This window comes from Aggregatibacter sp., assembly GCF_057314075.1.
Genome location: NZ_DBHLAR010000008.1, coordinates 20,097 through 43,512 on the forward strand (window position 1 = coordinate 20,097; position 23,416 = coordinate 43,512).

The 23,416-nt window shown below is 43.5% G+C and carries 25 protein-coding genes; 6 read left to right on the forward strand and 19 right to left on the reverse strand.

All coding sequences use genetic code 11. From position 1 onward, the window contains the following. Positions 1 to 11: 11 nt before the first annotated feature. The 6 genes from ACO5E4_RS05620 to rhlB form a co-directional block, all read right to left on the reverse strand. Complete coding sequence (locus ACO5E4_RS05620; protein ID WP_485862361.1) at positions 12 to 875, reverse strand: septal ring lytic transglycosylase RlpA family protein; 864 nt, start codon at positions 873 to 875, stop codon at positions 12 to 14. Between the two features lie 47 nt (positions 876 to 922). Next, entirely contained in the window at positions 923 to 2,044 is a 1,122-nt protein-coding gene (gene rodA / locus ACO5E4_RS05625) for a rod shape-determining protein RodA (RefSeq protein ID WP_454905701.1), read from the reverse strand. Beyond that, complete coding sequence (gene mrdA, locus ACO5E4_RS05630; protein WP_485862362.1) at positions 2,031 to 3,968, reverse strand: penicillin-binding protein 2; 1,938 nt, start codon at positions 3,966 to 3,968, stop codon at positions 2,031 to 2,033. Before mrdA ends, rodA begins: the two co-directional genes overlap by 14 nt. Then, positions 3,969 to 4,436 (reverse strand): 23S rRNA (pseudouridine(1915)-N(3))-methyltransferase RlmH, encoded by a 468-nt coding sequence (gene rlmH, locus ACO5E4_RS05635; protein WP_314956297.1) that lies wholly within the window; start codon positions 4,434 to 4,436, stop codon positions 3,969 to 3,971. 46 nt (positions 4,437 to 4,482) lie between these two features. After that, positions 4,483 to 4,791: a ribosome silencing factor gene (gene rsfS / locus ACO5E4_RS05640; protein WP_314956301.1), complete on the reverse strand. Its 309-nt coding sequence runs from the start codon at positions 4,789 to 4,791 to the stop codon at positions 4,483 to 4,485. A gap of 66 nt (positions 4,792 to 4,857) precedes the next feature. Next, entirely contained in the window at positions 4,858 to 6,114 is a 1,257-nt protein-coding gene (gene rhlB / locus ACO5E4_RS05645; RefSeq protein ID WP_485862363.1) for an ATP-dependent RNA helicase RhlB, read from the reverse strand. A gap of 298 nt (positions 6,115 to 6,412) precedes the next feature. On the opposite strand from rhlB, the gene rho reads away from it, so the two are divergent. Next, the gene (rho, locus tag ACO5E4_RS05650; RefSeq protein ID WP_485862364.1) at positions 6,413 to 7,675 is read left to right on the forward strand and encodes a transcription termination factor Rho; all 1,263 of its coding nucleotides are present in this window, start codon (positions 6,413 to 6,415) and stop codon (positions 7,673 to 7,675) included. A 131-nt stretch (positions 7,676 to 7,806) separates the two neighbouring features. On the opposite strand, the gene ACO5E4_RS05655 is transcribed toward rho, so the two are convergent. The 13 genes from ACO5E4_RS05655 to bioA form a co-directional block, all read right to left on the reverse strand. Next, the gene (locus ACO5E4_RS05655) at positions 7,807 to 9,033 is read right to left on the reverse strand and encodes an MFS transporter (RefSeq protein ID WP_485862365.1); all 1,227 of its coding nucleotides are present in this window, start codon (positions 9,031 to 9,033) and stop codon (positions 7,807 to 7,809) included. A 224-nt stretch (positions 9,034 to 9,257) separates the two neighbouring features. After that, entirely contained in the window at positions 9,258 to 9,488 is a 231-nt protein-coding gene (gene acpP, locus ACO5E4_RS05660; RefSeq protein ID WP_005544465.1) for an acyl carrier protein, read from the reverse strand. 269 nt (positions 9,489 to 9,757) lie between these two features. Further along, complete coding sequence (fabG, locus tag ACO5E4_RS05665; protein ID WP_314815521.1) at positions 9,758 to 10,486, reverse strand: 3-oxoacyl-ACP reductase FabG; 729 nt, start codon at positions 10,484 to 10,486, stop codon at positions 9,758 to 9,760. A gap of 21 nt (positions 10,487 to 10,507) precedes the next feature. Then, complete coding sequence (gene fabD, locus ACO5E4_RS05670; protein ID WP_485862366.1) at positions 10,508 to 11,446, reverse strand: ACP S-malonyltransferase; 939 nt, start codon at positions 11,444 to 11,446, stop codon at positions 10,508 to 10,510. A gap of 107 nt (positions 11,447 to 11,553) precedes the next feature. Then, positions 11,554 to 12,504: a beta-ketoacyl-ACP synthase III gene (locus ACO5E4_RS05675; RefSeq protein WP_032997759.1), complete on the reverse strand. Its 951-nt coding sequence runs from the start codon at positions 12,502 to 12,504 to the stop codon at positions 11,554 to 11,556. 35 nt (positions 12,505 to 12,539) lie between these two features. After that, complete coding sequence (plsX, locus tag ACO5E4_RS05680; protein ID WP_485862367.1) at positions 12,540 to 13,574, reverse strand: phosphate acyltransferase PlsX; 1,035 nt, start codon at positions 13,572 to 13,574, stop codon at positions 12,540 to 12,542. Positions 13,575 to 13,601: 27 nt separating this feature from the next. Beyond that, positions 13,602 to 13,772: a 50S ribosomal protein L32 gene (rpmF, locus tag ACO5E4_RS05685; protein WP_005544470.1), complete on the reverse strand. Its 171-nt coding sequence runs from the start codon at positions 13,770 to 13,772 to the stop codon at positions 13,602 to 13,604. A 16-nt stretch (positions 13,773 to 13,788) separates the two neighbouring features. Then, positions 13,789 to 14,313, reverse strand: coding sequence for a 23S rRNA accumulation protein YceD (yceD, locus tag ACO5E4_RS05690; protein ID WP_485862368.1), 525 nt, complete (start codon positions 14,311 to 14,313; stop codon positions 13,789 to 13,791). Between the two features lie 71 nt (positions 14,314 to 14,384). Beyond that, the gene (gene bioD, locus ACO5E4_RS05695) at positions 14,385 to 15,026 is read right to left on the reverse strand and encodes a dethiobiotin synthase (RefSeq protein ID WP_485862497.1); all 642 of its coding nucleotides are present in this window, start codon (positions 15,024 to 15,026) and stop codon (positions 14,385 to 14,387) included. Further along, entirely contained in the window at positions 15,026 to 15,790 is a 765-nt protein-coding gene (gene bioC / locus ACO5E4_RS05700) for a malonyl-ACP O-methyltransferase BioC (RefSeq protein WP_485862369.1), read from the reverse strand. Before bioC ends, bioD begins: the two co-directional genes overlap by 1 nt. Next, on the reverse strand, positions 15,781 to 16,434 hold the full coding sequence (locus tag ACO5E4_RS05705; protein WP_485862370.1) for a DUF452 family protein: 654 nt from the start codon (positions 16,432 to 16,434) through the stop codon (positions 15,781 to 15,783). The genes bioC and ACO5E4_RS05705 overlap by 10 nt, the downstream gene beginning before the upstream one ends. Further along, the gene (locus ACO5E4_RS05710) at positions 16,419 to 17,591 is read right to left on the reverse strand and encodes an 8-amino-7-oxononanoate synthase (protein ID WP_485862371.1); all 1,173 of its coding nucleotides are present in this window, start codon (positions 17,589 to 17,591) and stop codon (positions 16,419 to 16,421) included. The genes ACO5E4_RS05705 and ACO5E4_RS05710 overlap by 16 nt, the downstream gene beginning before the upstream one ends. Beyond that, positions 17,584 to 18,873, reverse strand: coding sequence for an adenosylmethionine--8-amino-7-oxononanoate transaminase (gene bioA, locus ACO5E4_RS05715; protein ID WP_485862372.1), 1,290 nt, complete (start codon positions 18,871 to 18,873; stop codon positions 17,584 to 17,586). The genes ACO5E4_RS05710 and bioA overlap by 8 nt, the downstream gene beginning before the upstream one ends. Before the next feature lie 227 nt (positions 18,874 to 19,100). On the opposite strand from bioA, the gene asd reads away from it, so the two are divergent. From asd to mltG, 5 genes are all read left to right on the forward strand, one after another. Next, on the forward strand, positions 19,101 to 19,970 hold the full coding sequence (asd, locus tag ACO5E4_RS05720) for an archaetidylserine decarboxylase (protein ID WP_485862373.1): 870 nt from the start codon (positions 19,101 to 19,103) through the stop codon (positions 19,968 to 19,970). A gap of 25 nt (positions 19,971 to 19,995) precedes the next feature. Beyond that, positions 19,996 to 20,628: a BamJ family beta-barrel-assembly machinery protein gene (gene bamJ / locus ACO5E4_RS05725; protein ID WP_006716926.1), complete on the forward strand. Its 633-nt coding sequence runs from the start codon at positions 19,996 to 19,998 to the stop codon at positions 20,626 to 20,628. A gap of 222 nt (positions 20,629 to 20,850) precedes the next feature. Next, complete coding sequence (gene glnB, locus ACO5E4_RS05730; RefSeq protein WP_006716923.1) at positions 20,851 to 21,189, forward strand: nitrogen regulatory protein P-II; 339 nt, start codon at positions 20,851 to 20,853, stop codon at positions 21,187 to 21,189. 3 nt (positions 21,190 to 21,192) lie between these two features. Next, positions 21,193 to 22,248 (forward strand): AI-2E family transporter, encoded by a 1,056-nt coding sequence (locus ACO5E4_RS05735; protein ID WP_454905209.1) that lies wholly within the window; start codon positions 21,193 to 21,195, stop codon positions 22,246 to 22,248. A gap of 124 nt (positions 22,249 to 22,372) precedes the next feature. Next, positions 22,373 to 23,416, forward strand: coding sequence for an endolytic transglycosylase MltG (gene mltG, locus ACO5E4_RS05740; RefSeq protein ID WP_454905211.1), 1,044 nt, complete (start codon positions 22,373 to 22,375; stop codon positions 23,414 to 23,416).

Sequence of the window (23,416 nt, forward strand, 5' to 3'; positions counted from 1 at the left end):
TCATGTAACGGTTATTTATTATAAGAATACACAACTAGCGGTTCAGAATGATTTAATCGCTTTAATTGTGTTTTCAAATCAGTCACTTGAGCCTTCGAGTTTAACGGTCCCAAATGAATATTATACTTCTGCCCATTCGCGGCAATTTCCGCTTTAATATTCTTTAACGCAAGTTGATTAATCACCTCTTCAGCATGTTTTTTGCTGGCTAAATTAATCATTCTCAACTCGTAACTTTCATCTTGAATATGAGGTACTTTAACGTTTTGTAATGCTTCCGTATCAATATCAATATTGTCCATCGGCAAACGCTTTAGCTCCTCTTCATTATTACTGGTTTTCACCAACGTAGAAGCACCTGCACCAGAAAGTTCGCCTTTTGAATCAACATGTAACGCTTCAATTTTTACCCTGCCCATACCACTGCCGATAATACCAATTTCCTTTGCAGCAGCATGGGATAAATCAATAATACGTCCTTTAGAAAAAGGGCCTCGGTCATTAATACGAACAATAACCTTACGTTGGTTATTTATGTTCGTTACAACTGCATAGGAATTCAGTGGTAAGGTTTTATGTGCTGCTGTGTACAAAGTGGAGTTGTAGGGCTCTCCACTGGAAGTGCGACGTCCATTAAATTTATGATGGTAATAACTAGCAATACCTTCTTTACTGTAATCCTTCGCATCCTGATGCGTTCTTGTTGTATAAACTTCGCCCTTCACTTGATAAGTTTGTGTTACGTTAGAAAGAGGATGATGTGTTAACTTTGGTCCTTCCACACCATAAAGCTTTTTCGTTTCTGCTTGCACGGAAAGTGCGGTCAAAAATGAAAACAAAATAAAAATATATTTTACAGTTTGCTTTAAGTTCATTAAATTTCTCCCTCTCTATAGAGATGATAATTAAGAAAACTGAAAACTTAATTAGTTCCCTTCAGAAAGTGTTCTTTGTGAGTATGGACCGACATGAGCAAGCCGAAACCCGCCATAATTGCTACATAAGATGTGCCACCATAACTCACCAATGGTAAAGGCACGCCCACCACGGGCAAAATACCACTCACCATTCCAATATTAACAAAGACATAAACAAAGAAAATTAACGTTAATGCCCCAACTAAAATACGCCCAAATGCCGTTGGTGCGCTGACACCAATCATTAAACCGCGAGCAATAATAAACAAATAAATAGCTAATAAAATCAAGAAACCAATCATGCCGTATTCTTCACTTAATACCGCAAAGATAAAATCCGTATGGGGTTCAGGTAAAAATTCTAATTGGGATTGCGTGCCTTGCATCCAGCCTTTACCCCATGTACCACCGGATCCGATGGCAATCTTAGATTGCCAAATATGATATCCCGCACCCAATAAATCTTTTTCCGGATCAAACAAGGTTAATACACGGGTACGTTGATAATCATGCATTAAATAAAACCACATAATCGGCAAAAATGCTGCCAAGGCGAGAACTGCCGCTAAAATCAACCACCAGCTCATGCCGGCTAAAAATACCACAAATAGGCCTGAGCCGCTAACCAAAATTGCAGTGCCCAAATCCGGTTGAATCGCCACCAACAGCGTTGGAATAAGAATAATCACCAACGCAATCATGGTTTCCTTTATCTTGATTGGCTGAGGCCGATTACCTAAATATACCGCCACCATCAAGGGCACTGCCAGTTTGACGATTTCAGAGGGTTGAAAGCGCACAACCCCTAAGTCCAACCAACGTTGTGCCCCTTTACTGGTTGTCCCGATAAGATCCACTAAAACAAGCATCACAATACCAAGTGCAAATAAATAAGGCGCAATTCTCTGATAAAATTTGGGCGGAAATTGTGCCATCAGCAACATAACAGCAAAACCCAGCCCCACCTGTACAATACGGTTATGAAACATAGCCTCATTTGCACCGGATGCACTATACAATACCAACATACCATAACCGGTAATGACGACGAGTCCGATAAACAACCACAAATCAATATGTAAACGACGCCATAATTCCAACCAAATATTACGATCATTCATTTTCATTTGGTGTCCCCAGCATTGTTGGCATTAGCATTTCTTCTGTTGTTTGTCCGTTATTTTGCTTAAAATAATAGTCCATAATTTTTCTAACGATAGGCGCGGCATTACTGGAACCACCGCCGGCATTTTCCAAAATCATTGCCACCACGATTTGTGGTTTATCATAAGGTGCAAAAGCGGTAAACCAAGCATGGTCATGCAATTCTTTTTTTAACGCGCCGGCGTTATAACTTTGATTTTCTTTTAAAGTGAAAACCTGCGCGGTTCCTGATTTACCCGCTACACGATAAGGCGTTCCGGCAAATGCTTTACGCCCTGTTCCTGCTGCAGAATTCACGACGTTATACATCCCGCGCTTAGCCGCATCCCAATAGTATTGTTTTGGTTCAGTGATATCTTCATATAGCAACGGATCTTTATAAGGCTCAACTACTGCCCCTTCGATACTTTTCATTAAGTGTGGCGTATTAACTTTACCGTTATTCACTAACACGCTCGTCGCTTTTGCTAATTGTAAAGGGGTTGCTGTCCAATAACCTTGTCCGATTCCCACAGAAATTGTATCGCCTTGCACCCATGGTTTTTTATAACGTTTTTGTTTCCATTCACGAGTCGGCATATTCGCACCGGTTTCTTCCTGAATATCAATACCGGTCGGCACACCGAAACCAAAGCGCTTCATCCAGTAAGACAGGCGATCAATCCCCATGTTATAGGCTGTTTGATAAAAGTAGGTATCGGAAGATTCGGTAATAGCTTTATTTAAATCCGTCATACCATGCCCACCTTTACGCCAATCGCGAAAACGTTTCGTGGTATTTGGTAAAACCCAATAACCGGGATCGGAAATGGTCATTTCCGGTGTAATCACATTTTCCTGCAACGCCGATACCGCAATAAATGGTTTCACCGTAGATGCAGGTGGATAAGCCCCTTGTGTCACACGGCTGTATAAGGGGCGATTCGGATCGTTTAACAAACGACGATAATCCTCACCGGAAATGCCATCCACAAACAGATTATTATCATAACTTGGTACGGACACCATAGCTAAAATACTGCTATCTCTCGGATCCATCACTACGACAGCGCCTTTTTGTCCGGCCAATAAATCTGTGACATACAGTTGCAAATTCAAATCAATGGTTAAATGAATACTTTTCCCTGCTATAGCCGGCTGTTCGCGTAATTTACGAATCACTTTACCACGACTATTCACTTCCACTTCTTCAAAACCGGTGGTGCCGTGCAAGGCTTCCTCGTAATAGCGTTCAATGCCTAACTTGCCTAAATCATGGGTGCCGGCATAATTAGCCAACTTTTCCTCTTTCTTTAAACGCTCAACATCACGATCATTAATCTTCGACACATAGCCCAAAATATGCGTTAACGGCTCGCCATATAAATAATGCCGTTTAAAATAAGGCTTCACATCCAAACTTGGGAAATTATATTGATTCACCGAAAAACGGGCGATTTGTTCTTCTGTTAGATTTGGTTTCAACAAAATGGACGTATAGCGCGAAGAACGTTGGCGTTCTTTTTTAAAATTCTCAATATCTGTGTCAGTTAAACCGACCAATACTTTCAATTCCTCAAAAGTGCGGTCTAAATTATCTACCTTTTCCGGCACGATATATAACCCAAAAAAGGTTAGATTTTCTGCCAATAAGTGACCATGGCGATCATAAATTAGCCCACGAGTAGGTGGCAAAGGTAACAATTTAATACGGTTTCCGTTAGAACGGGTTTGATAACTGTCATAATTGAGCACCTGTAAACTATAGAGATTCAAGACCAAAATTGCTGATAAAGCCAAAACGCCGATAAATGACACCAAAGCACGACGGGCAAATAAATTGCGCTCGGCTTTTTTATCACGAATCGGATCGTATTGCGGCTGAGACAGTAATTTTTTTAAGTTCATTTATTCTCGATGATAGGGATGATTGGTCGTTAGCGACCATGCGCGGTACAAGCTTTCTGCAACGACCACACGCACTAACGGGTGCGGTAAGGTTAAAGGCGATAGCGACCAGCTTTGTTCAGCGGCCATCTTGCATTCAGGTGAAAGCCCTTCCGGCCCCCCGATCAGAAAACACACATCACGTCCGTCATTTTTCCAACCTTCTAGCTGTTGCGCTAATTGTTCGGTGGTCCACGGTTTACCGGGAATGTCCAATGTCACGATTTTCCCCTTCCCGGCCGCTGCTAACATGGCTTTGCCTTCCTGTTCTAAAATCCGTTTAATGTCGGCATTTTTGCCCCGTTTACCCGCAGGTATTTCGATCAATTCAAAAGGCATATCTTTGGGAAAGCGACGTTGGTATTCCTCAAAGCCTGTGGTCACCCACCCCGGCATTTTGGTACCAACGGCAATTAACTGAATTTTCATCCTCGCTCCTCAAAAAACGTCGTAAAAAACGACCGCACTTTATGCCTTATGCCCAAAGTTTTTCCAGTTGATACATTTCGCGACTTTCCGCCTGCATGATATGCACGATAGCCTCGCCTAAATCGACAACGACCCAATCAGCCGTTTCTTTGCCTTCATCGCCAAACACATCAATGCCGGCAAGCTTACATTCGGTGATTAATTTCTGCGCCAAAGAAGACACGTGACGAGAAGAGGTACCGGTGCAAAGAATCATGGTATCGGTAATGGACGATTTCCCTTTCACGTTTAAAGGCAGAATATCAGTGGCTTTTAAAGCCTCTAATTTATTCACCACGAAATCAACTAATGACATTATTTTTCCTCAATTGATAAAAGGCGCGAATTTTAACACTGAATAAAATACCCGCCAATCTTTTGACTAGCGTTTCATGCGAAACGGTTTGCGACGCTGATTGTTCTGAGCACTGAAATTGCCTTCCCGTTTTAACCGATAAGGCTTCGGAATATCCTGCAACAATGCATTCGGATCATATTGACTCACCGGAATGCTGTGCCCAATGTATTCTTCAATCGCCGGTAAATTCATCGCGTATTGTTCACAAGCAAAGCTAATGGAGATCCCGCTTTCGCCTGCACGACCAGTACGTCCGATACGGTGCACATAATCTTCCCGATCATCCGGCAAATCATAGTTAAACACATGCGTGACCTCTGCAATGTGCAAGCCGCGCGCTGCCACATCGGTCGCCACTAAAATATCCAAATCGCCGTCAGTAAATTGTTTCAACAAAGAAAGGCGTTTTTTCTGCGCTACATCGCCGGTTAACAAACCAACACGGTGTCCGTCCGCTGCTAAATAGCCCCAAATCGCCTCACATTGATGTTTGGTGTTAGCGAAGATAATGCAACGCTCCGGCCATTCTTCCTCCAACAAGGTTAGCAATAACGGAATTTTATCTTGGTTAGACGGATAAAATAATTCTTCTTTAATTTGCTGCCCGGTTTTTTGTTCCGGCGCAATTTCCACGTATTCCGGGTCATTCATATCTTCAAAGGCAAGTTCACGCACTTTGTAAGAAAGTGTCGCGGAAAACAGCATCGTCAGACGTTGTTGCGGAGACGGGCATTTGCGCAATAAATAACGGATATCACGAATAAAACCCAAATCAAACATCCGATCCGCTTCATCTAGCACCACAACTTGAATGGAGTCCAAACGGATAATGCCTTGTTTCACATATTCAATTACCCGCCCGGTCGTGCCAATAAGCACATCCACACCGTTTTCGATGGCTTTTAATTGCTTATCATAGCCATCACCACCATAAGCAAGTGCGGTCTTAAATTTCGTTGTTTTTAATAAAATCTGCGCATCATGTTCAATTTGCACCGCCAATTCACGGGTCGGCGCCAAAATCAACGCACGCGGTTGATTCTTAGCCGTCTCAGTTGGGTGAGTTAATAAATGGTGAAAAAGTGCGGTCAAAAATGCGATTGTTTTTCCCGTGCCGGTTTGGGCTTGCCCTGCGACATCTTTTCCTCGTAAAGTCACCGGCAATGAAAGCGCCTGAATCGGTGTACAAAACTCAAATCCTTTATCGTTCAACGCCTGTAACACCAAGGGATGTAGCGGAAAATCGGCAAAACGTGCCGAACTCAAATAATTCTGTTGCATAATCTCAAATTCATTATAAAAAATTGCCGCTAAGAATAGCACGAACCAAGCAAATCCACCAAAAATTCATCCGCATGAATTACAGAAAATAAAACAGGAAAAATTAAAGTCCGCGCTAAAAACACTGTGAAAAACCGCCGCACTTTTGCTATACGGTTTGAAACCAATCAACCAAAACAAGAAAAACTCAGCTAAAAACTAGACAGTGCTTGAATTTAATGCTAATTTACGCGCCAATTTCAAATACCCCATTCATTTATTTCTAATTCATCTAATCTAAATAACTTTCAAATTAATTATGCATCTTACAGAACTTAAAAATATGCCCGTTTCCGATCTCGTGAAACTCGGCGAAGACCAAATGGGTTTAGAAAATTTAGCCCGTTTACGCAAACAAGACATTGTTTTTGCCATTTTGAAACAACACGCGAAAGGCGGAGAAGATATTTTCGGTGGTGGCGTTTTAGAAATTTTGCCGGACGGTTTCGGTTTTCTACGTTCAGCAGACAGTTCCTATTTAGCCGGTCCCGATGATATTTACGTCAGCCCAAGCCAAATTCGTCGTTTCAATTTGCAAACCGGGGATAAAATCGAAGGGAAAATTCGACCGCCAAAAGAAGGCGAACGCTACTTTGCCCTCCTTAAAGTTGACCAAGTCAATGACGACAAACCGGAAGTCTCCCGCAGCAAAATCCTTTTCGAAAACTTAACTCCATTACATGCCAATTCCCGTTTAAGAATGGAACGTGGCAATGGCTCTACCGAAGATTTAACCGCCCGAATTTTAGATTTAGCCGCCCCTATCGGGAAAGGCCAACGTGGTTTGATCGTCGCGCCACCGAAAGCGGGTAAAACCATGTTGTTGCAAAATATTGCGCAAAGCATTACCCACAACTACCCTGATGTAGAACTTATCGTGTTACTGATCGATGAGCGCCCGGAAGAGGTTACGGAAATGCAACGCTCCGTCAAAGGCGAAGTCATTGCCTCTACTTTTGACGAACCGGCGACCCGTCACGTTCAAGTGGCTGAAATGGTTATCGAAAAAGCCAAGCGTTCTGTAGAACACAAAAAAGATGTGGTGATTTTGCTCGACTCCATTACCCGTTTAGCGCGCGCTTATAACACCGTGACCCCGGCATCCGGTAAGGTTTTATCCGGTGGTGTGGACGCCAACGCATTACACCGTCCAAAACGTTTCTTCGGGGCAGCGCGTAACGTAGAAGAAGGCGGCAGCTTAACGATCATCGCTACTGCATTGGTGGATACCGGCTCCAAAATGGACGAAGTGATCTTCGAAGAATTTAAGGGCACAGGTAACATGGAATTACATCTTTCCCGTAAAATCGCGGAAAAACGTGTGTTCCCGGCTATTGACTTTAACCGTTCAGGTACCCGAAAAGAAGACTTGCTTACCACCCCTGATGAGCTACAAAAAATGTGGATCCTCCGCAAAATCCTTAACCCAATGGGCGAAGTGGAAGCGATGGAATTCCTTATCGATAAACTCGCCGTGGCGAAAACCAACGAAGAGTTCTTCGAGATTATGAAACGCTCATAATTCCCACCGCACTTTCAACGAAAAAGCCGCTTTTGACATCATCAAAAGCGGCTTTTTATTTATCCCTATTTTATCAATCTAAAAAATTGCGGTAAAAAAACACGTCATTTTTCAACCGCACTTTCATCACATTAATGTAGCTCTTTCCCTTTTAATTCCGGCACTAAACACACCGTTGCCAGCATATCAATGACATAAATCACCGCTAAAAATGCAATGGCGATTTGGAAGGAATACGCAGAAACTACCGCACCCACGGCGACTGGGCCAAAGCCACCTACAGCACGCCCTAAGTTAAACAACACGTTTTGTGCGGTGGCGCGTGCTTGTGTCGGATAGGCTTCTGCCATTAAAGCGCCGTAACCGCCCATCATGCCGTTAACAAACATCCCTAAGAATGCCCCGGCAATTAACATGGTATTCGGATCCGTTAATTGTGAATAGGCAATGATACTGACCACAGCGCCGGCTTGGAACAAGAGGAAGCTTGGTTTACGTCCAATACGATCGGCCAAACGTCCGAAAATCCAAATGCCTGCCATCATGCCGCAAACCGTTACTGCCGTCCATACGCCGGATTTCGTTAAGCTGAAACCCAGTTGTTTGGAGAGAAAGTTCGGCATCCAAATCATAATGCCGTAATAACCAAAGTTTTGTACGGAGGTCAGGATGACCACGCCCAAACTGACTTTGGCGATGGCTTTATCTTTCACCAATAACTTGAATGACTCCAATTTAGACGCCCAACGGTTTGTTGGCTTTGGAAGTACGGTCTGTTTTTGCACAAAAATGTCAGGCTCATGCAAACGGGCACGTAAGTACCACGCGACAAATGCCGGGAAAATCCCCACCACAAACATGCCACGCCAACCGATTTGTGGCAATAATAATGGGGTTAACAATGCCGCCGCTAATACACCCACTTGCCAGCCAAGCGCCACATAAGAAGCCGCTTTCGCACGATGACGAGCCGGCCAAGCTTCCGCCGCTAATGCCATACCGATTCCAAACTCACCGCCTAAACCGATACCGGCGATAGTACGATAGATCAGTAAATCCCAATAACCTTGTGCCAATGCGCATAAACCGGTAAATATTGCAAAAAGAATGATCGTCCACGTTAATACGCGCACACGGCCATATTTATCACTTAATGCACCAAAAACGATGCCACCAAAAACAGCACCAACCAATGTCCAAGTTACTAAAGAACCGCCTTGCGCTGGGGTTAACCCCAAATCGGCAGATATGGCACTTAACATAAAACCGAGGATAAGAAGATCGAAACCGTCCATCGCATAGCCGACGGCAGAGCCTAGCAAGGCTTTCCAGCCATAGCTATTTACTTTTGTAGTCATGTTGAATTGTCCTTCTGTTACTCACAGGTAACATTTAAAGTTTATAAAGAGGTGATTTTTTAGCTTGCATAAAACAAGGCCAAAAAATTGTGCGCTAGTTTACTGATTTCAAGAAAAATTTCAATAAAGTGCGGTAAGTTTTTACGGCGTTTTTTGTGGAGGGAATACGCTGAGGCTAGATAAAATTTAGGCGGTTGTAAAAACCGCCTAAATTAGAAAATCAATTATTGATTGTTTTGAACGTAATCAATTGCTGATTGAACTGTTGTGATTTTTTCAGCTTCTTCATCTGGAATTTCGATATCGAATTCTTCTTCTAAAGCCATCACCAATTCAACAGTATCTAAAGAATCCGCACCTAAATCTTCAACGAAAGACGCTTCAGGTTTTACATCTTCTTCTTTCACGCCTAATTGTTCAACGATGATTTTTTTTACGCGTTCTTCAATGCTCATTTGTTTCTTCCTATGTTTAAGTTTACGCTCATTGCGATAAGTTAAGTAGTGTATGTATTTGTAAAAAATTTGCAATATTTCCGGTGAGAGGTCAAACCTCAAAAACATTGAATTTTCACAAAACCATACAGTGAAAAAATAGTTACGTCTTCCACGAACCCTTGAATGACCTAACCAAGTTACATTGCGAGGGGATTTTAACACTAAGCCACTCGTTTGGCTATTGCTTTTATCCGCTTTACTGCGAGTAACCTTTTGCTAAATAGCGCTTAGCTCATATACATGCCGCCATTAACATGCAACGTTGTACCGTTAATATATGACGCATCCTCAGAGGCCAAAAATGCCACGGCTTTAGCGATATCTTTCGGCTCACCTAAACGACCTGCTGGGATTTGAGTTAATAAATTATTTTTTAACTCTTCACTTAATACGTCTGTCATATCGGTCGCGATAAAACCCGGCGCTACGACGTTTACCGTAATACCACGGGAAGCCACTTCTTTTGCCAAGGCTTTACTGAAACCAATGAGACCTGCTTTTGCCGCACAATAATTTGTCTGACCGGCATTCCCCATGGAGCCCACGACAGAACCAATGTTGATGATACGCCCGAAACGTTTTTTCATCATGGTGCGAAGCATCGCTTTAGAAAGATGATAAACAGAACTCAAGTTAGTTTGTAAAATATCGAACCATTCATCATCTTTCATGCGCATTAACAAGTTATCACGGGTAATACCGGCGTTATTCACCAAAATATCAATGTCGCCAAATTCTTGTTTGATCTGTTCCAATACCGCATCAATGGAAGCTTGATCGGCAACATTTAATACCAATCCTTTGCCTTTCTCACCTAAATAGGCAGAAATACTTTCAGCGCCTTTCTCAGACGTTGCTGTACCGATAACAAAAGCGCCTTTTGATACTAATTCTTCGGCTACTGCACGGCCAATACCGCGCGTTGCACCTGTGACTAATGCAATTTTACCTTGCATAACTTTCTCTCCTTTTCACTCTTATGCTAATACTTCTTCGACGGAATCTAGGGATTTCACATCATTTACAGAAACCGCTTGTAAAGAATCCACGATTCGTTTTGTTAACCCGTTTAACACTTTACCTGGGCCAACTTCAACCAACACTTCCACACCGTTTTGTGCCATTTTCTCTACGGTTTCCGTCCAACGTACCGGGCTATAAAGCTGGCGAACTAAGGCATTACGAATCGCATCGGCTTCAATTTCACTTTTTACATCTACGTTATTTAGAACAGAAACACCAGCCTCTTTCAACGTAATACTTTCTAAGGAAACAGACAATTGATCAGCAGCCGGTTTCATTAAAGCACAGTGTGAAGGCACACTCACCGCTAACGGCAAGGCACGTTTAGCACCGGCTTCTTTACATAATGTCGCTGCACGTTCTACCGCCGCTTTCGCACCGGCAATCACAACCTGTCCCGGTGAATTGAAGTTCACAGCGGAAACCACTTCGCCCTGTTCTGCTTGTTTGCAGGCGTTAATAATGGCGTCATTGTCTAAACCAATGATCGCATACATCGCTCCAGTACCTTCCGGTACGGCTTGTTGCATAAGCTTACCGCGCAATTCCACTAATTTAACCGCATCTTGGAAATCTAACACACCGGCACACACCAATGCAGAATATTCACCCAAGCTATGACCAGCCATCACTTCCGGTTTTAATTCCGGGTATTTTTGTTGCCATACACGATAAACAGCCACAGATGCCGTTAATAACGCTGGCTGCGTTTGCCATGTTTTGTTTAATTCTTCCGCAGGGCCTTCCTGCACTAATTGCCACAAATCATATCCCAATACTTCTGAAGCTTGTTTAAAAGTTTCTTGTACAATTGGGTAGTCGCCGGCTAATTCCGCTAACATTCCCACCGTTTGTGAACCTTGTCCTGGGAAAACCATTGCAAATTTTTTCATGTGTCTTACCTATATTAAAAAATAAATCAATTTATTCCTATATACGTTACAGTCGAAAAGTGCGGTCAAAAATAACCGCACTTTTTTCACGAATAATAACAGATTATCTAAAATCTCACTAAAGCCGAACCCCAAGTCCAACCACCGCCAAAGGCTTCAAGAAGGAGCAACTGACCACGCTGAATACGTCCATCACGCACCGCTTCATCCAATGCGACCGGCACGGTTGCCGCACTGTTATTCGCATAACGATCTAACGTGACCACCACTTGCGACATATCCATATCTAATTTTTTCGCAGTCGCCGAAATAATACGTAAATTAGCTTGGTGAGGCACCAACCAATCAATGTCTTTTTTATCTAAATTATTGGCGGCAAGGGTTTCTTCCACCACATTAGAAAGTTCACGCACAGCCAATTTAAAGGTTTCATTGCCTTGCATTTCGATATAGCCGGATTTTGCCACGCCACGCTCAGGCTGAGGAAGTAACAATGCGGCATTTTTATCTGCTGAGGCGTGTAAATGGGTAGAAATGATCCCTTCTTGTTCCGATGCTTCCAAAATAACCGCACCTGCACCATCACCAAATAACACGACAGTGCTACGATCTGTTTCATCTAACTTACGGGAATTTAAATCAGAACCGATCACGAGCGCTTTTTTCACTTTACCGGTACGAATAAATTGATCAGCGACACCTAACGCATACACAAAGCCGGTACAAGCCGCCGCTAAATCAAACGCAATGGCATCGTCAATCTCCAACATCCCTTGAATTTGGCAAGCAGCACTTGGATAAGCGTGAGAGTTACTGGTTGTTGCCACTAAAATAAGATCAATTTCCTGTGGATTGATGTTTGCCGCTTCAATGGCTTTTTGGGCCGCTTCAAATCCCATGGTAGAGACGGTTTCATCCGGTGCTGCAATGCGACGTTCACGAATACCGGAACGGGTAACAATCCACTCATCTGAAGTATCTACCATTTTTTCTAAATCGGCATTGGTGCGAATATGCTGCGGTAAATAGCTACCTGTCGATAAAATTTTGCTAAACATAGTCATCTCGTTAAAAATAATAGCGAGGGAACTCACTACTTCATTAATATTTCATTTTTATTTAAGCCCGCCAAAATTTTTTGTGGAATTTGACGTCGGGCTTGTAATGCCGCATCGGCAATTGCATAAGCAAACGCTTCTATATTTGCACTTCCGTGACTTTTCACCACAACGGAAGTCAAACCAATAAGCGATGCGCCATTATATTGATCAGGGTTGATTTGCTTTAATCGTTGGTATTTATCTTTGAAAAGATATTTAATTAAATACCCAAAAACGTGACTTAATATACTCTTTTTCTTATCACTTTTCAGTAGAGAAATCACGTTCTTTGCCGCGCCTTCCAAGGTTTTCAGTGCAACATTGCCAGCAAAACCGTCTGTCACAATCACATCCGCCTTGCCATTGAGTAAAAAATTGCCTTCAAGGAATCCAATATAATTAAGTGCGGTGTCTTTTTTCAGTAAATCTGCCGCCTCCCGTATGGATTTATATCCTTTCACCGCCTCAATACCAATATTCAATAACGCAATACGCGGATAAACCAAATTCAGGGTATTTTCTGCAAAAATGGCACCCATCAAGGCAAATTGATACAAGTTTTCGGCACCGCACTCAACGTTCGCCCCAAGATCCAACATAATCGAACGCTCACCTGTCACCGTTGGAATCGTGGAAATCAGTGCCGGACGATGAATGCCTTCTAGAGGTTGCAACAAGATTTTCGATAAGCCCATCAAAGCTGCCGTATCACCGGCACTTACACAGGCCTGCGCATCCCCTTTTTGTACGGCTTCAATTGCCAAACGCATAGAACTCTCTTTGCTATGACGCAAGGCGTAGGAAATACCCTGACGACTATCAATCACACGAGTACAATGAACAATGTCACAACGTTGACGAATACTGTTGGGAGCAGAAGATAAAAGGGGAAGAATTTGTTGGCGATCGCCAAACAACAAGAGAGAAAGCGTTGGATCTCGTTCCAAGGCTAAAATGGATGCTGGGATAGTAATACGGGGACCAATGTCCCCGCCCATCGCATCTAACGCAAGGGTTAGACGACTCAAGTGATTACCTTTATGTAATTGAGATAATTACTTGTTAATCACTTTACGACCACGATAGTAACCGTCAGCGGTTACATGGTGACGCAAATGAGTTTCACCACTTGCTTTATCAACGGATACTGCAGCAGTTGTTAACGCATCGTGAGAACGACGCATATCACGACGTGAACGGGATTTTTTATTTTGTTGAACAGCCATTGGCTATACTCCTAAATTATTTTTGCTTTAAATTAGCTAATACAGCGAACGGGTTCGGTTTTTTTGCCAATTCTTCCGGCAATTCGCCAAAAACCTGTTCAGCCACGGACACTTCACAGTGTTCAGATGAATGCATTGGCACAATCGGCAAACTCAAAATGAGTTCATCTTCAATTGTTCCAAGTAAATCTATTTCACCGAATTCATTGAATTCAATTGGCTCATAGATTTCCGGCAATACATCAATTTGATCCAAATTAGCCACCGGACTGTAACAAAACTCACAATCAACGGTTTGAACAAAAGGTTCACCACAACGCTGACAATGTAACTCAACATCAACCTTGGCATGACCTTTCATGACAACCAATTTTTGCGGATCAATAAAGAACGATAATGTAACCTGTGCATCGCTGAGCACTTTACTGACCGATTCGGCAAGACGACTTAATTGATTGGCAGCGTAATAACCCTGATAATCCAATCTTCGTTGCGCATCCTTTACCGGATCAACAGTTAGGGGTAGTTTTACCTTTTGCATAGGGAGCGCATATTACCCTTTGAAAAAAAAATAGTCAAAGGAAATTATTGCTCCAAACATGAAAATCAGTGCTAAAAATCGATTTTCTCCATCAACACAAATTTTGTCTCCGGAAAGCGTTTGGCTAAGTAACCGCGCAGATATTGTTGTGTATCTTGCGTAATCAATTCGTCAGCCGGCAGATAAAGATTGTAAATCAATGCTTCTACGCTAATTTTTCGCTGAACGCATGCCTCAAGGCTGAGTAATGTGTGATTAATACTGCCTAATCTGCCCGAGGTCACCAGAATTAACGGATACCCATGCGCCGCAAGGTAATCCAACGTGGTTTTATCCTCGGAATAAGGCACCATCAAGCCCCCCGCGCCCTCCAGCAAAACATAATCATAGTTTTGCGCCAAAAGTGCGGTGGATTTTTCAATTGTTTTTTCATCAATGCACGTCTGTTGCAAACGTGCGGCCATGTGAGGCGAGCAGGGATAATCAAACAAATAAGGACATGTAATGCCCTGACGATCTTCCTCAGTTAACACAATGCCTTGAATTTTTCGGTGAACGATAATGTCCATCGATATATCCTGACAGCCCGTTTGCACCATTTTCTGTGTAATCACCGAATATCCCTGCTGCATTAAATGCTTAGCGTAATATCCTGTCGCGATAGATTTACCGATGTCCGTATCAATTCCCGAAACGAATAATACCTTTCCCATCATTTTTCCTCTTTTTTCTGCGCCAACATTAAAATAGGCACATAAGTTAACGAGACATTGCCCTGCTCGTCAGCATACTGTTGCTGATATTGTTCACAAAAACGGGCAATTTTCTTGTAATGCCAACTTTGGTTATTGGTTGCCGTCACTCCGGTCTCTTTCAAATGTTTAAGCACTGACAGCGGCGAATCAAATTTCAGCTGAATTTTTTTTTGTTCCAAGTGTAACAATGAAAAAGCTGTGGTTAATGTTTCTTGCCATTGAGCCAGATCGGGGTAATCCAAACCGACACCCGTTAAAGCCCTGACTTCGTGTAAATTGGTCGGGGCAAACGTACCAAATAAAATCATGCCATGAGGTGTTAAATGCGCTGCACAACGTTGAAGAAACGACAGCGGGTCAACAAACCACTGAATGGTTGAGGCGGAAGCAATCAAATCATATTGATGAACAAAATCAAGACGCTCGCCACAACCTTGGTAAAAACGATAATTTTTCTGCGGCAAATTACGTGCCAAGTGGTTGGCAACATCGCATAAATCATTGCAATCCCAATGTGTCGTGTTGATATGTTGCATGAGTAAGCGGGTAAAATTGCCGGTGCCACAACCAATCTCTAACACACGCTGAAATTGATTGCCGCCCTTTTCTAATAGCAACCGTAACAAATCCTCGGTGATTTGCTTTTGAGCAATGGCATTTTGTTCATAGGTTGGTAAGGCGGCGCTGAAACATTGCATCACCCGTTGTTGCGTTATTGCCATAGCTGTTCCCAAGTTTGTAGCAATGGAAACAGGTAATGTCCACCAACCATTTCACTCACCTCACAGCGTTGATGCCAATAATTTCGCTGATTTTGTGCAGGGAAAATACGATCTTGTGTACCAATAATCGCTTTCGTCCAAGGTAACGCCGTATGTTGACGTTCTACCGATAACGCATCATAAAGTGCGGTCAATTCTGCGTGTATTTCTTCAATTAAGCGCCGTCCTTCCAAAGATTGATAGTGCTGCAACAACTGCTTGTCACCACACATGCGACGCTCAAATTTGCCTAGATTAATTTCATCTAGCGTATCCAGCGTGCCTTGAAAAACAACGCATGGAATGCCGTAATCATCATGCATAGGCAAGCCTGTGCCATTTATCGCGGTTGCAGAAAGCAAGGGGATTTGTCTCATTACACGTTCTGCTACCCAAATGCCCATCGACCACGCCACCAAACGCACATTTTCATATCGAGAAAAATCAAACTCCAACGAAAAATCCCGATAGTCATAACACAGCAACAAATCACACGACAGTGGAATAGCTAAATGTTGTACGGCAGACGGCGGCGTGCCCCAGCCGGCAAAATAAACGATTAAATTCCGGCTTGGTGGATTTTGGCTAATTAATTGATATTGCATAAAAATAACTGTTCTATAAATTGCTCAAGTTCATCATGCGTGATGTCGGCGGTGAGAGACAAACGAATACGCGAGGTGCCCACAGGCACTGTCGGCGGGCGAATCGGTAGGCAATAATATCCTTGCTGTTGCAGGCGTTGCGCCGTTTGCACGGTGCGTTGGTTGTCACCAAGAATAAACGGCACGATATGGCTTTCACTTGGCATTGGCATATTTAACTTTTCTGCCACGACGTGCCGTAAGCGCGCGCTTAATTGCATAAGATGTTGCCGTTTCGCCTGGAAGTGCGATCGTTTTTCAAAGAGAAATTCTGTCCATGCCACATTAAACGGGGGTAACGCGGTGCTGAAAATCAACGGGCGCATGGTGTTAATTAAATAGTCTTTGATCACTTGATCGCAAACCACATAAGCCCCCATCGACGCCAATGCTTTGCCGAATGTGCCTACCAAGAAATCAATGTACGGAAGGCAATTCATTTGCTCGGCAACGCCTAACCCCTGTTCGCCGTAAACCCCAATGCCGTGCGCTTCATCCACATATAACATGACATTGCCAAATTGCCTTTTAAATGCAACTAATTGAGGCAAATCGGCAAAATCGCCGTCCATGCTAAACAGGCTTTCCGTCACCACAATAATGCGTTCGTAGTTGAGATGCTGTTTTTGCAAAATCTCGTGCAAATGCGCGTAATCATTGTGGCGATAACGCACAAACGGCGCATCGCTCAAACGAATGCCGTCAATAATACTGGCATGCACCAACTTATCCGCCACGATCAACGTTTGTTTATTGGCTACCGCCGGTAAAATGCCGATGTTGACGTGATAGCCGCTGTTAAACAACAGACAGGCTTCACGCTGAAATGCCTCCGCCATCTGCCGCTCAAGACTTTCATACTCAGAGAAATTCCCGGTTAATAAACGGGAGGAGGACGAGGTAAAGTGCGGTCGTTTTTCCACGAGTTTTTCGAGAAATGCTTGCTGCAATGCATCGTCATTAGCCAGCCCGAGATAATCATTGGAAGCCAAATTCAGCATTGACCGTCCGTTTTGCTCTACAAACTTGCCCTTATGCACAATTTGCGGAAAGCGACGATATTGTTCTTTTTGACGGAGTTTTTCCAATTGCGCTGCAAAATAATCTGACTTACTCATGGTATTCCTCTTTAATCGCCGCCAGCATGCCTGCCGTTAACGCAGATAATTGGGCTGGAGTGATAATGAATGGCGGCATGATATAAACGAGCTTGCCGAAAGGACGCACCCAAACACCGTGCGCCACCAGACGCGCCTGCAAACTCGCCAAATTCACCGGATCATGCATTTCCAATACCCCGATGGCGCCGAGTACGCGCACTTCTTTGACGGATTTAAAACTTGCTGCGATTCGTAACTCGGCTTTCAGTTGGGCTTCGATCCGTTGGACATTGCCCTGCCAATCACTTTCCAGTAATACATCAATAGATTCGGCAGCGATGGCACAAGCCAGCGGATTCGCCATAAAGGTCGGGCCGTGCATAAAACAATGCGCTTCGCCCTGACAAATGGTTTGTGCAATGGCGCGCGTGGTGATGGAGGCGGACAGGGTTAAATAACCGCCTGTAAGTGCTTTGCCGATACACATAATATCCGGCGAAACGCCGGCATATTCAGCGGCAAACAATTTGCCCGTGCGTCCAAAACCGGTGGCAATTTCATCAAAAATCAGCAAGACGCCGTATTGTTCGCACAGCTGCTTGGCGCGCATCAAATACATCGGCGAATAGAAATACATTCCTCCCGCCCCTTGTACCACCGGTTCCAAAATAAGTGCGGTCAGTTCTGCGCCTTTTTTTTCTAATAAATCTGCTAAGGGTTTAATATCGTCTTCGCTCCAAGGCTGCCCAAAAGGCGTTTGCGGCTGCGGGAGAAAATATTGCACTGGCAAACTTTTCGCAAACAGCCCATGCATGCCGGTCACCGGATCGCACACCGACATCGCATGCCAAGTGTCGCCGTGATAACCGGAACGAATAGTGGCGAATTTATGCCGTTGTGTTTCGCCTTTCGCGTGTTGATATTGAATCGCCATTTTCATCGCTACTTCTACTGCAATAGAGCCGCTGTCGGCAAAGAAGATTTGCTCCAACCCCTGCGGCAATAAAGGCAATAATTTTTGCGCCAATTTGACGGCGGGTTCGTGCGTTAAGCCACCAAACATAATGTGGCTCATGTGTTCCAACTGTTTTGTCGCTGCCGCATTCAATCGCGGATGATTGTAGCCGTGCAACGCCGCCCACCAAGAGGACATGCCGTCAATCAGCTGGTGACCGTCTTTCAGTGTAATCATTACACCGTCGGTGCGTTCAACGGCATAAATCGGTGTAGTCAGTGGAAGGGCAGCATAAGGATGCCAAATATGCTCACGATCAAATTGCAATAACTGTTGTTGGTTCATAGGCTTAGCTTCAAAAATTAAGAAGTCGTAATTTTACCTGAGAAAATAAGGCAATTCTAAAGCTTTGCACTTCTCCATCCGATTTTTTGTGTTTTTTGAGGCATTTGCCACAATTTTGATGATTTTCAATACGGAATAAAGCGGCGAATCCCCCGATACATTGCACAAGCCGAATAAGTTGTTATAATCACCGACTTCTTTTTGACACTGTAGAAAAAATAACCATTATGAATAAATTCACTTATTGGCAACGTGCGAAAGTTGCTTTTCAATACATTATGCCGCAACTGTATTTAACCCAATTAGCCGGTTGGTTTGCCCAACAAAAATGGGGTGCGGTAACACATTTCGTGATCAAGGCTTTCGCGAAGAAATACAACGTGGACATGAGCGAAGCTAAAAAAGAGAACTTTAGCGATTATGAAAGCTTCAACCAATTTTTTATTCGTGGGTTAAAAGACGACGCGCGAAAAATCAATGAAAATCCGACCGCACTTTGCTTACCTGCCGACGGTCGCGTGAGCCAAATCGGGCATATTGACGATGAACGTTTATTGCAAGCCAAAGGGCATTTTTTCAGCCTATCTGATTTATTAGCCAGCGATGAAGAATTAGTTAACACCTTTAAAAACGGCGAATTTGCGACGATCTATTTATCTCCGCGTGATTATCACCGCGTCCATATGCCGTGCGATGCGACCTTGCGCAAAATGATTTATGTGCCGGGCGATTTATTCTCGGTCAATCCGTTCTTAGCGGAACACGTGCCAAATTTATTCGCTCGCAATGAGCGCGTTATTTGTGTTTTTGATACAGCGTTCGGCCCAATGGTACAAATCCTTGTGGGGGCGACCATTACTGCCAGCATGAGCACGGTTTGGGCCGGCGTCATTAATCCGCCACGCACCGGTGAAGTCAAAGTCTGGACATATCAAGGGGATAGCGCCATTAAACTCACCAAAGGCCAAGAGATGGGCGCATTCCAATTGGGCTCAACCGTCATTAACTTATTCCCGGCGAATTCCGTGACCTTAGCAGAACATTTAGAGGTGGACGTTCCAGTGAGAATGGGCGAAATCTTAGCCACAATGAAATAGTTTTATCAACAGAAAGGAAAACAACATGACAGCAGAATTTTTCAATCAAGTGACATTAGACGATACCGAAGCCAAAGGTAGTTACGGTATCGGTTTGCAAATCGGTCAACAATTATTGGATAGCCAATTAGCGGTGAAAGCGGAAGCGGTAGCAAAAGGGATTTACGATGTGTTAAATCAACATGCGCCGGCATTAGATTTCAATGAAATCAGCCAAGCGTTGCAACAATTGCAACAACAAGCTGCGGAAGCCCAACAAGCGCAATTCAAAGAAATTGAAGCCGCAGGCAAAGCTTTCTTAGAGGCGAACAAACAAAAAGACGGCGTGAAAGTCACGGATTCCGGCTTGCAATATGAAGTGTTAGTTGAAGGTAACGGCAACGTGCCATCTACAACCGATAAAGTACGTGTTCACTACACCGGCACATTACCGGACGGTACTGTATTCGACAGTTCCGTCGCACGCGGTCAACCGGCTGAATTTCCGGTTAACGGCGTGATCAAAGGGTGGATCGAAGCACTTTCCATGATGCCGGTCGGCTCCAAATGGCGTTTGGCAATCCCACATGAATTAGCCTATGGTGAACGTGGCGCAGGCGCAGCCATCCCACCATTTAGTCCATTAGTCTTTGAAGTGGAATTATTAGAAATTCTTTAATCGGATAACTTATCTCACTCAAAACGGCGTTAATCATAGCGCCGTTTTTTTATGTGAAAATCTCCATGCTATTTAATTTCCTCACCAAGAAAAGCGCATAAAAGTGCGGTCATTTTCCGTGATGTTTTTTCATGCTCTCCAGTGTTTTTCACTCTCAAGATCTGATAAAGTCTGCGCTCACAACAGGCTGATTTTTAATGACCATTTTCAGGAGCAACAAGAATGAAAAAAATCGAAGCAATCATTAAACCGTTTAAATTGGATGATGTACGCGAAGCCTTATCCGACATTGGTATTACTGGCATGACCGTCACCGAAGTCCGTGGTTTTGGACGCCAAAAAGGACATACGGAATTGTATCGTGGTGCCGAATACATGGTGGATTTTCTGCCGAAAGTGAAAATGGAAATTGTGGTCCCCGATGATTTATTAGAACAATGCTTGGACGCTATCGTCGATACGGCACAAACCGGCAAAATCGGAGACGGTAAAATTTTTGTGTATGAAGTGGAACGGGTGATTCGTATCCGTACCGGTGAAGAAAATGAGGATGCGATTTAGTTAATGGAAAAACAAGCTTCTTTAGTAAAAGCACTGGTCGCCTGTGCTGCTATCGTGATTATTTTAGCCGGCATTAAGGCAGCTTCAGAAATTGTCGTGCCATTTTTACTGTCGCTGTTTATTGCGATTATTTGCTCGCCGTCCCTCAATTACCTGACCAAGAAAAAAGTGCCCTACGGTCTCGCCATTGGCTTGTTGTTAGCATTGATTTTAATCGTCTTTTTCTTCCTGTTCGGCTTAATTAACAGCACAATCCAAGAATTTAGCCAATCAATCCCGCAATATCGCCAATTATTGGGCGAACGCGTTAATAGCCTAGTGGCACTTTCACAAAGCTTGAAAATCCCGTTGGATATTTCCGAAAAAAGCATCATGGAGCATTTCGATCCAAGCGTGATCATGAATTTTGTGCGTCGTGTTTTTCTCAGCTTTTCCGGCGTAGTCACCAATATTTTCGTGTTGGTGTTAGTGGTTATTTTTATGCTTTTAGAAGCCCCTTATGCTAAACACAAATTTGCCGTGGTATTTAGCAGTGATTCGAAGGAAATCAGCCAACAAGAACGTTATTTAGATCGTATTCTACAAGGCGTTATCAGCTACCTTGGTGTAAAAACCATGATGAGTTTGTTAACCGCTATTTGCATTTGGCTTTTATTGGAAATTGTCGGTGTGCAATATGCGATTTTATGGGCAACACTGAGTTTCCTGCTCAATTACATTCCCAATATCGGCTCAATTATCGCTGCTATTCCGATTATCGTGCAGGCATTATTACTCAACGGTTTTGTAGTGGGCTTAGAAGTCATTATCGGTGTCGTTGCCATCAACATGATTATCGGCAATGTGCTTGAACCTCGATTAATGGGTAAAAAATTGGGGCTTTCCACGCTGGTGGTATTCCTGTCTTTGTTGTTCTGGGGATGGTTGCTAGGAACAGTAGGAATGTTGCTCTCTGTGCCGCTCACCATGGCATTCAAAATTGCCTTAGAAGCCAGCCCAACAACCGTGAAATACGCCTTGTTGCTCGGCGATTCCGACAGTACCCATGAAAGTAAATAATCCCGCATATCAGAGCCTTGTTTCGACAAGGCTCTTTTTCGATAAAAAGCGCAATTTCGTGCTATAATTCCGCCACTTTTGTCATAATTTTTACAACGTCTTTCACAACGCCACGATCACGCATATGAAAAAATTTTTCTTCCTTCTTTTATTTCTCGTTGCCTTATTGGCTGGCGCCGGCTTTTGGGGCTATCAACAACTACAACAGTTTATACAGCAGCCTGTCAATGTACAAAAGGATCAACTTCTTACCGTAGAACGTGGCACAACCGGTAATAAATTAGTCACGTTGTTAGAGCAAGAAGGTATTTTGGACAGTGCCGCATTATTGCCTTGGGCCTTAAAATTGCACCCTGAATTGAGCAAGGTGAAAGCGGGTACTTATTTGTTGGATGATGTGAAAACCGTAGAAGATTTGCTGAAATTACTCAACTCCGGCAAAGAAGCGCAATTTAACGTGCAATTTATTGAAGGCAACACCTTTAAAAATTGGCGAAAACGCCTCGAAAACGCACCGCACTTAAAACAGACCTTAAAAGATAAATCCGAACAAGAGATTTTCCGGTTATTGACACTGCCAAAAGTCTCAAAAGCCATTGATGAATGGATGAAAATCGACGGTTGGTTGTATCCGGACACTTATAATTACACGCCGAATTCTACCGACTTAGAACTGTTGCAACGCGCTGCAGAACGCATGAAAAAAGCCTTGGATAAAGCCTGGAATGAGCGCGATAAGGACTTACCGTTAGAAAATCCTTACGAGATGTTGATTCTCGCGTCTATCGTGGAAAAAGAAACCGGCATCGCCGCAGAGCGTCCCCAAATTGCCTCGGTGTTTATTAATCGTTTGAAAGCCAAAATGAAGCTTCAAACCGATCCAACGGTGATTTACGGTATGGGTGAGGATTACACCGGCAATATTCGTAAAAAAGATCTCGAAACGCCGACCCCTTATAACACCTATGTGATTGACGGTTTACCGCCAACGCCGATTGCTATGCCAAGTGAAGAGGCATTACAAGCCGTGGCGCATCCTGCGCGAACGGAATTTTATTATTTCGTTGCCGACGGCACGGGCGGTCACAAATTCAGTCGGAACTTAAATGAACACAATAAAGCGGTGCAGGAATATTTACGCTGGTACCGCCAACAAAACGGAAAATAA

Bases quoted from the DNA above. Each gene is read 5' to 3' on its own strand.
- ACO5E4_RS05620 (WP_485862361.1), bottom strand. From the start codon at position 875: ATGAACTTAAAGCAAACTGTAAAATATATTTTTATTTTGTTTTCATTT.
- rodA (WP_454905701.1), bottom strand. From the start codon at position 2,044: ATGAAAATGAATGATCGTAATATTTGGTTGGAATTATGGCGTCGTTTA.
- mrdA (WP_485862362.1), bottom strand. From the start codon at position 3,968: ATGAACTTAAAAAAATTACTGTCTCAGCCGCAATACGATCCGATTCGT.
- rlmH (WP_314956297.1), bottom strand. From the start codon at position 4,436: ATGAAAATTCAGTTAATTGCCGTTGGTACCAAAATGCCGGGGTGGGTG.
- rsfS (WP_314956301.1), bottom strand. From the start codon at position 4,791: ATGTCATTAGTTGATTTCGTGGTGAATAAATTAGAGGCTTTAAAAGCC.
- rhlB (WP_485862363.1), bottom strand. From the start codon at position 6,114: ATGCAACAGAATTATTTGAGTTCGGCACGTTTTGCCGATTTTCCGCTA.
- rho (WP_485862364.1), top strand. From the start codon at position 6,413: ATGCATCTTACAGAACTTAAAAATATGCCCGTTTCCGATCTCGTGAAA.
- ACO5E4_RS05655 (WP_485862365.1), bottom strand. From the start codon at position 9,033: ATGACTACAAAAGTAAATAGCTATGGCTGGAAAGCCTTGCTAGGCTCT.
- acpP (WP_005544465.1), bottom strand. From the start codon at position 9,488: ATGAGCATTGAAGAACGCGTAAAAAAAATCATCGTTGAACAATTAGGC.
- fabG (WP_314815521.1), bottom strand. From the start codon at position 10,486: ATGCAAGGTAAAATTGCATTAGTCACAGGTGCAACGCGCGGTATTGGC.
- fabD (WP_485862366.1), bottom strand. From the start codon at position 11,446: ATGAAAAAATTTGCAATGGTTTTCCCAGGACAAGGTTCACAAACGGTG.
- ACO5E4_RS05675 (WP_032997759.1), bottom strand. From the start codon at position 12,504: ATGTTTAGCAAAATTTTATCGACAGGTAGCTATTTACCGCAGCATATT.
- rpmF (WP_005544470.1), bottom strand. From the start codon at position 13,772: ATGGCTGTTCAACAAAATAAAAAATCCCGTTCACGTCGTGATATGCGT.
- yceD (WP_485862368.1), bottom strand. From the start codon at position 14,313: ATGCAAAAGGTAAAACTACCCCTAACTGTTGATCCGGTAAAGGATGCG.
- bioD (WP_485862497.1), bottom strand. From the start codon at position 15,026: ATGGGAAAGGTATTATTCGTTTCGGGAATTGATACGGACATCGGTAAA.
- bioC (WP_485862369.1), bottom strand. From the start codon at position 15,790: ATGGCAATAACGCAACAACGGGTGATGCAATGTTTCAGCGCCGCCTTA.
- ACO5E4_RS05705 (WP_485862370.1), bottom strand. From the start codon at position 16,434: ATGCAATATCAATTAATTAGCCAAAATCCACCAAGCCGGAATTTAATC.
- ACO5E4_RS05710 (WP_485862371.1), bottom strand. From the start codon at position 17,591: ATGAGTAAGTCAGATTATTTTGCAGCGCAATTGGAAAAACTCCGTCAA.
- bioA (WP_485862372.1), bottom strand. From the start codon at position 18,873: ATGAACCAACAACAGTTATTGCAATTTGATCGTGAGCATATTTGGCAT.
- asd (WP_485862373.1), top strand. From the start codon at position 19,101: ATGAATAAATTCACTTATTGGCAACGTGCGAAAGTTGCTTTTCAATAC.
- bamJ (WP_006716926.1), top strand. From the start codon at position 19,996: ATGACAGCAGAATTTTTCAATCAAGTGACATTAGACGATACCGAAGCC.
- glnB (WP_006716923.1), top strand. From the start codon at position 20,851: ATGAAAAAAATCGAAGCAATCATTAAACCGTTTAAATTGGATGATGTA.
- ACO5E4_RS05735 (WP_454905209.1), top strand. From the start codon at position 21,193: ATGGAAAAACAAGCTTCTTTAGTAAAAGCACTGGTCGCCTGTGCTGCT.
- mltG (WP_454905211.1), top strand. From the start codon at position 22,373: ATGAAAAAATTTTTCTTCCTTCTTTTATTTCTCGTTGCCTTATTGGCT.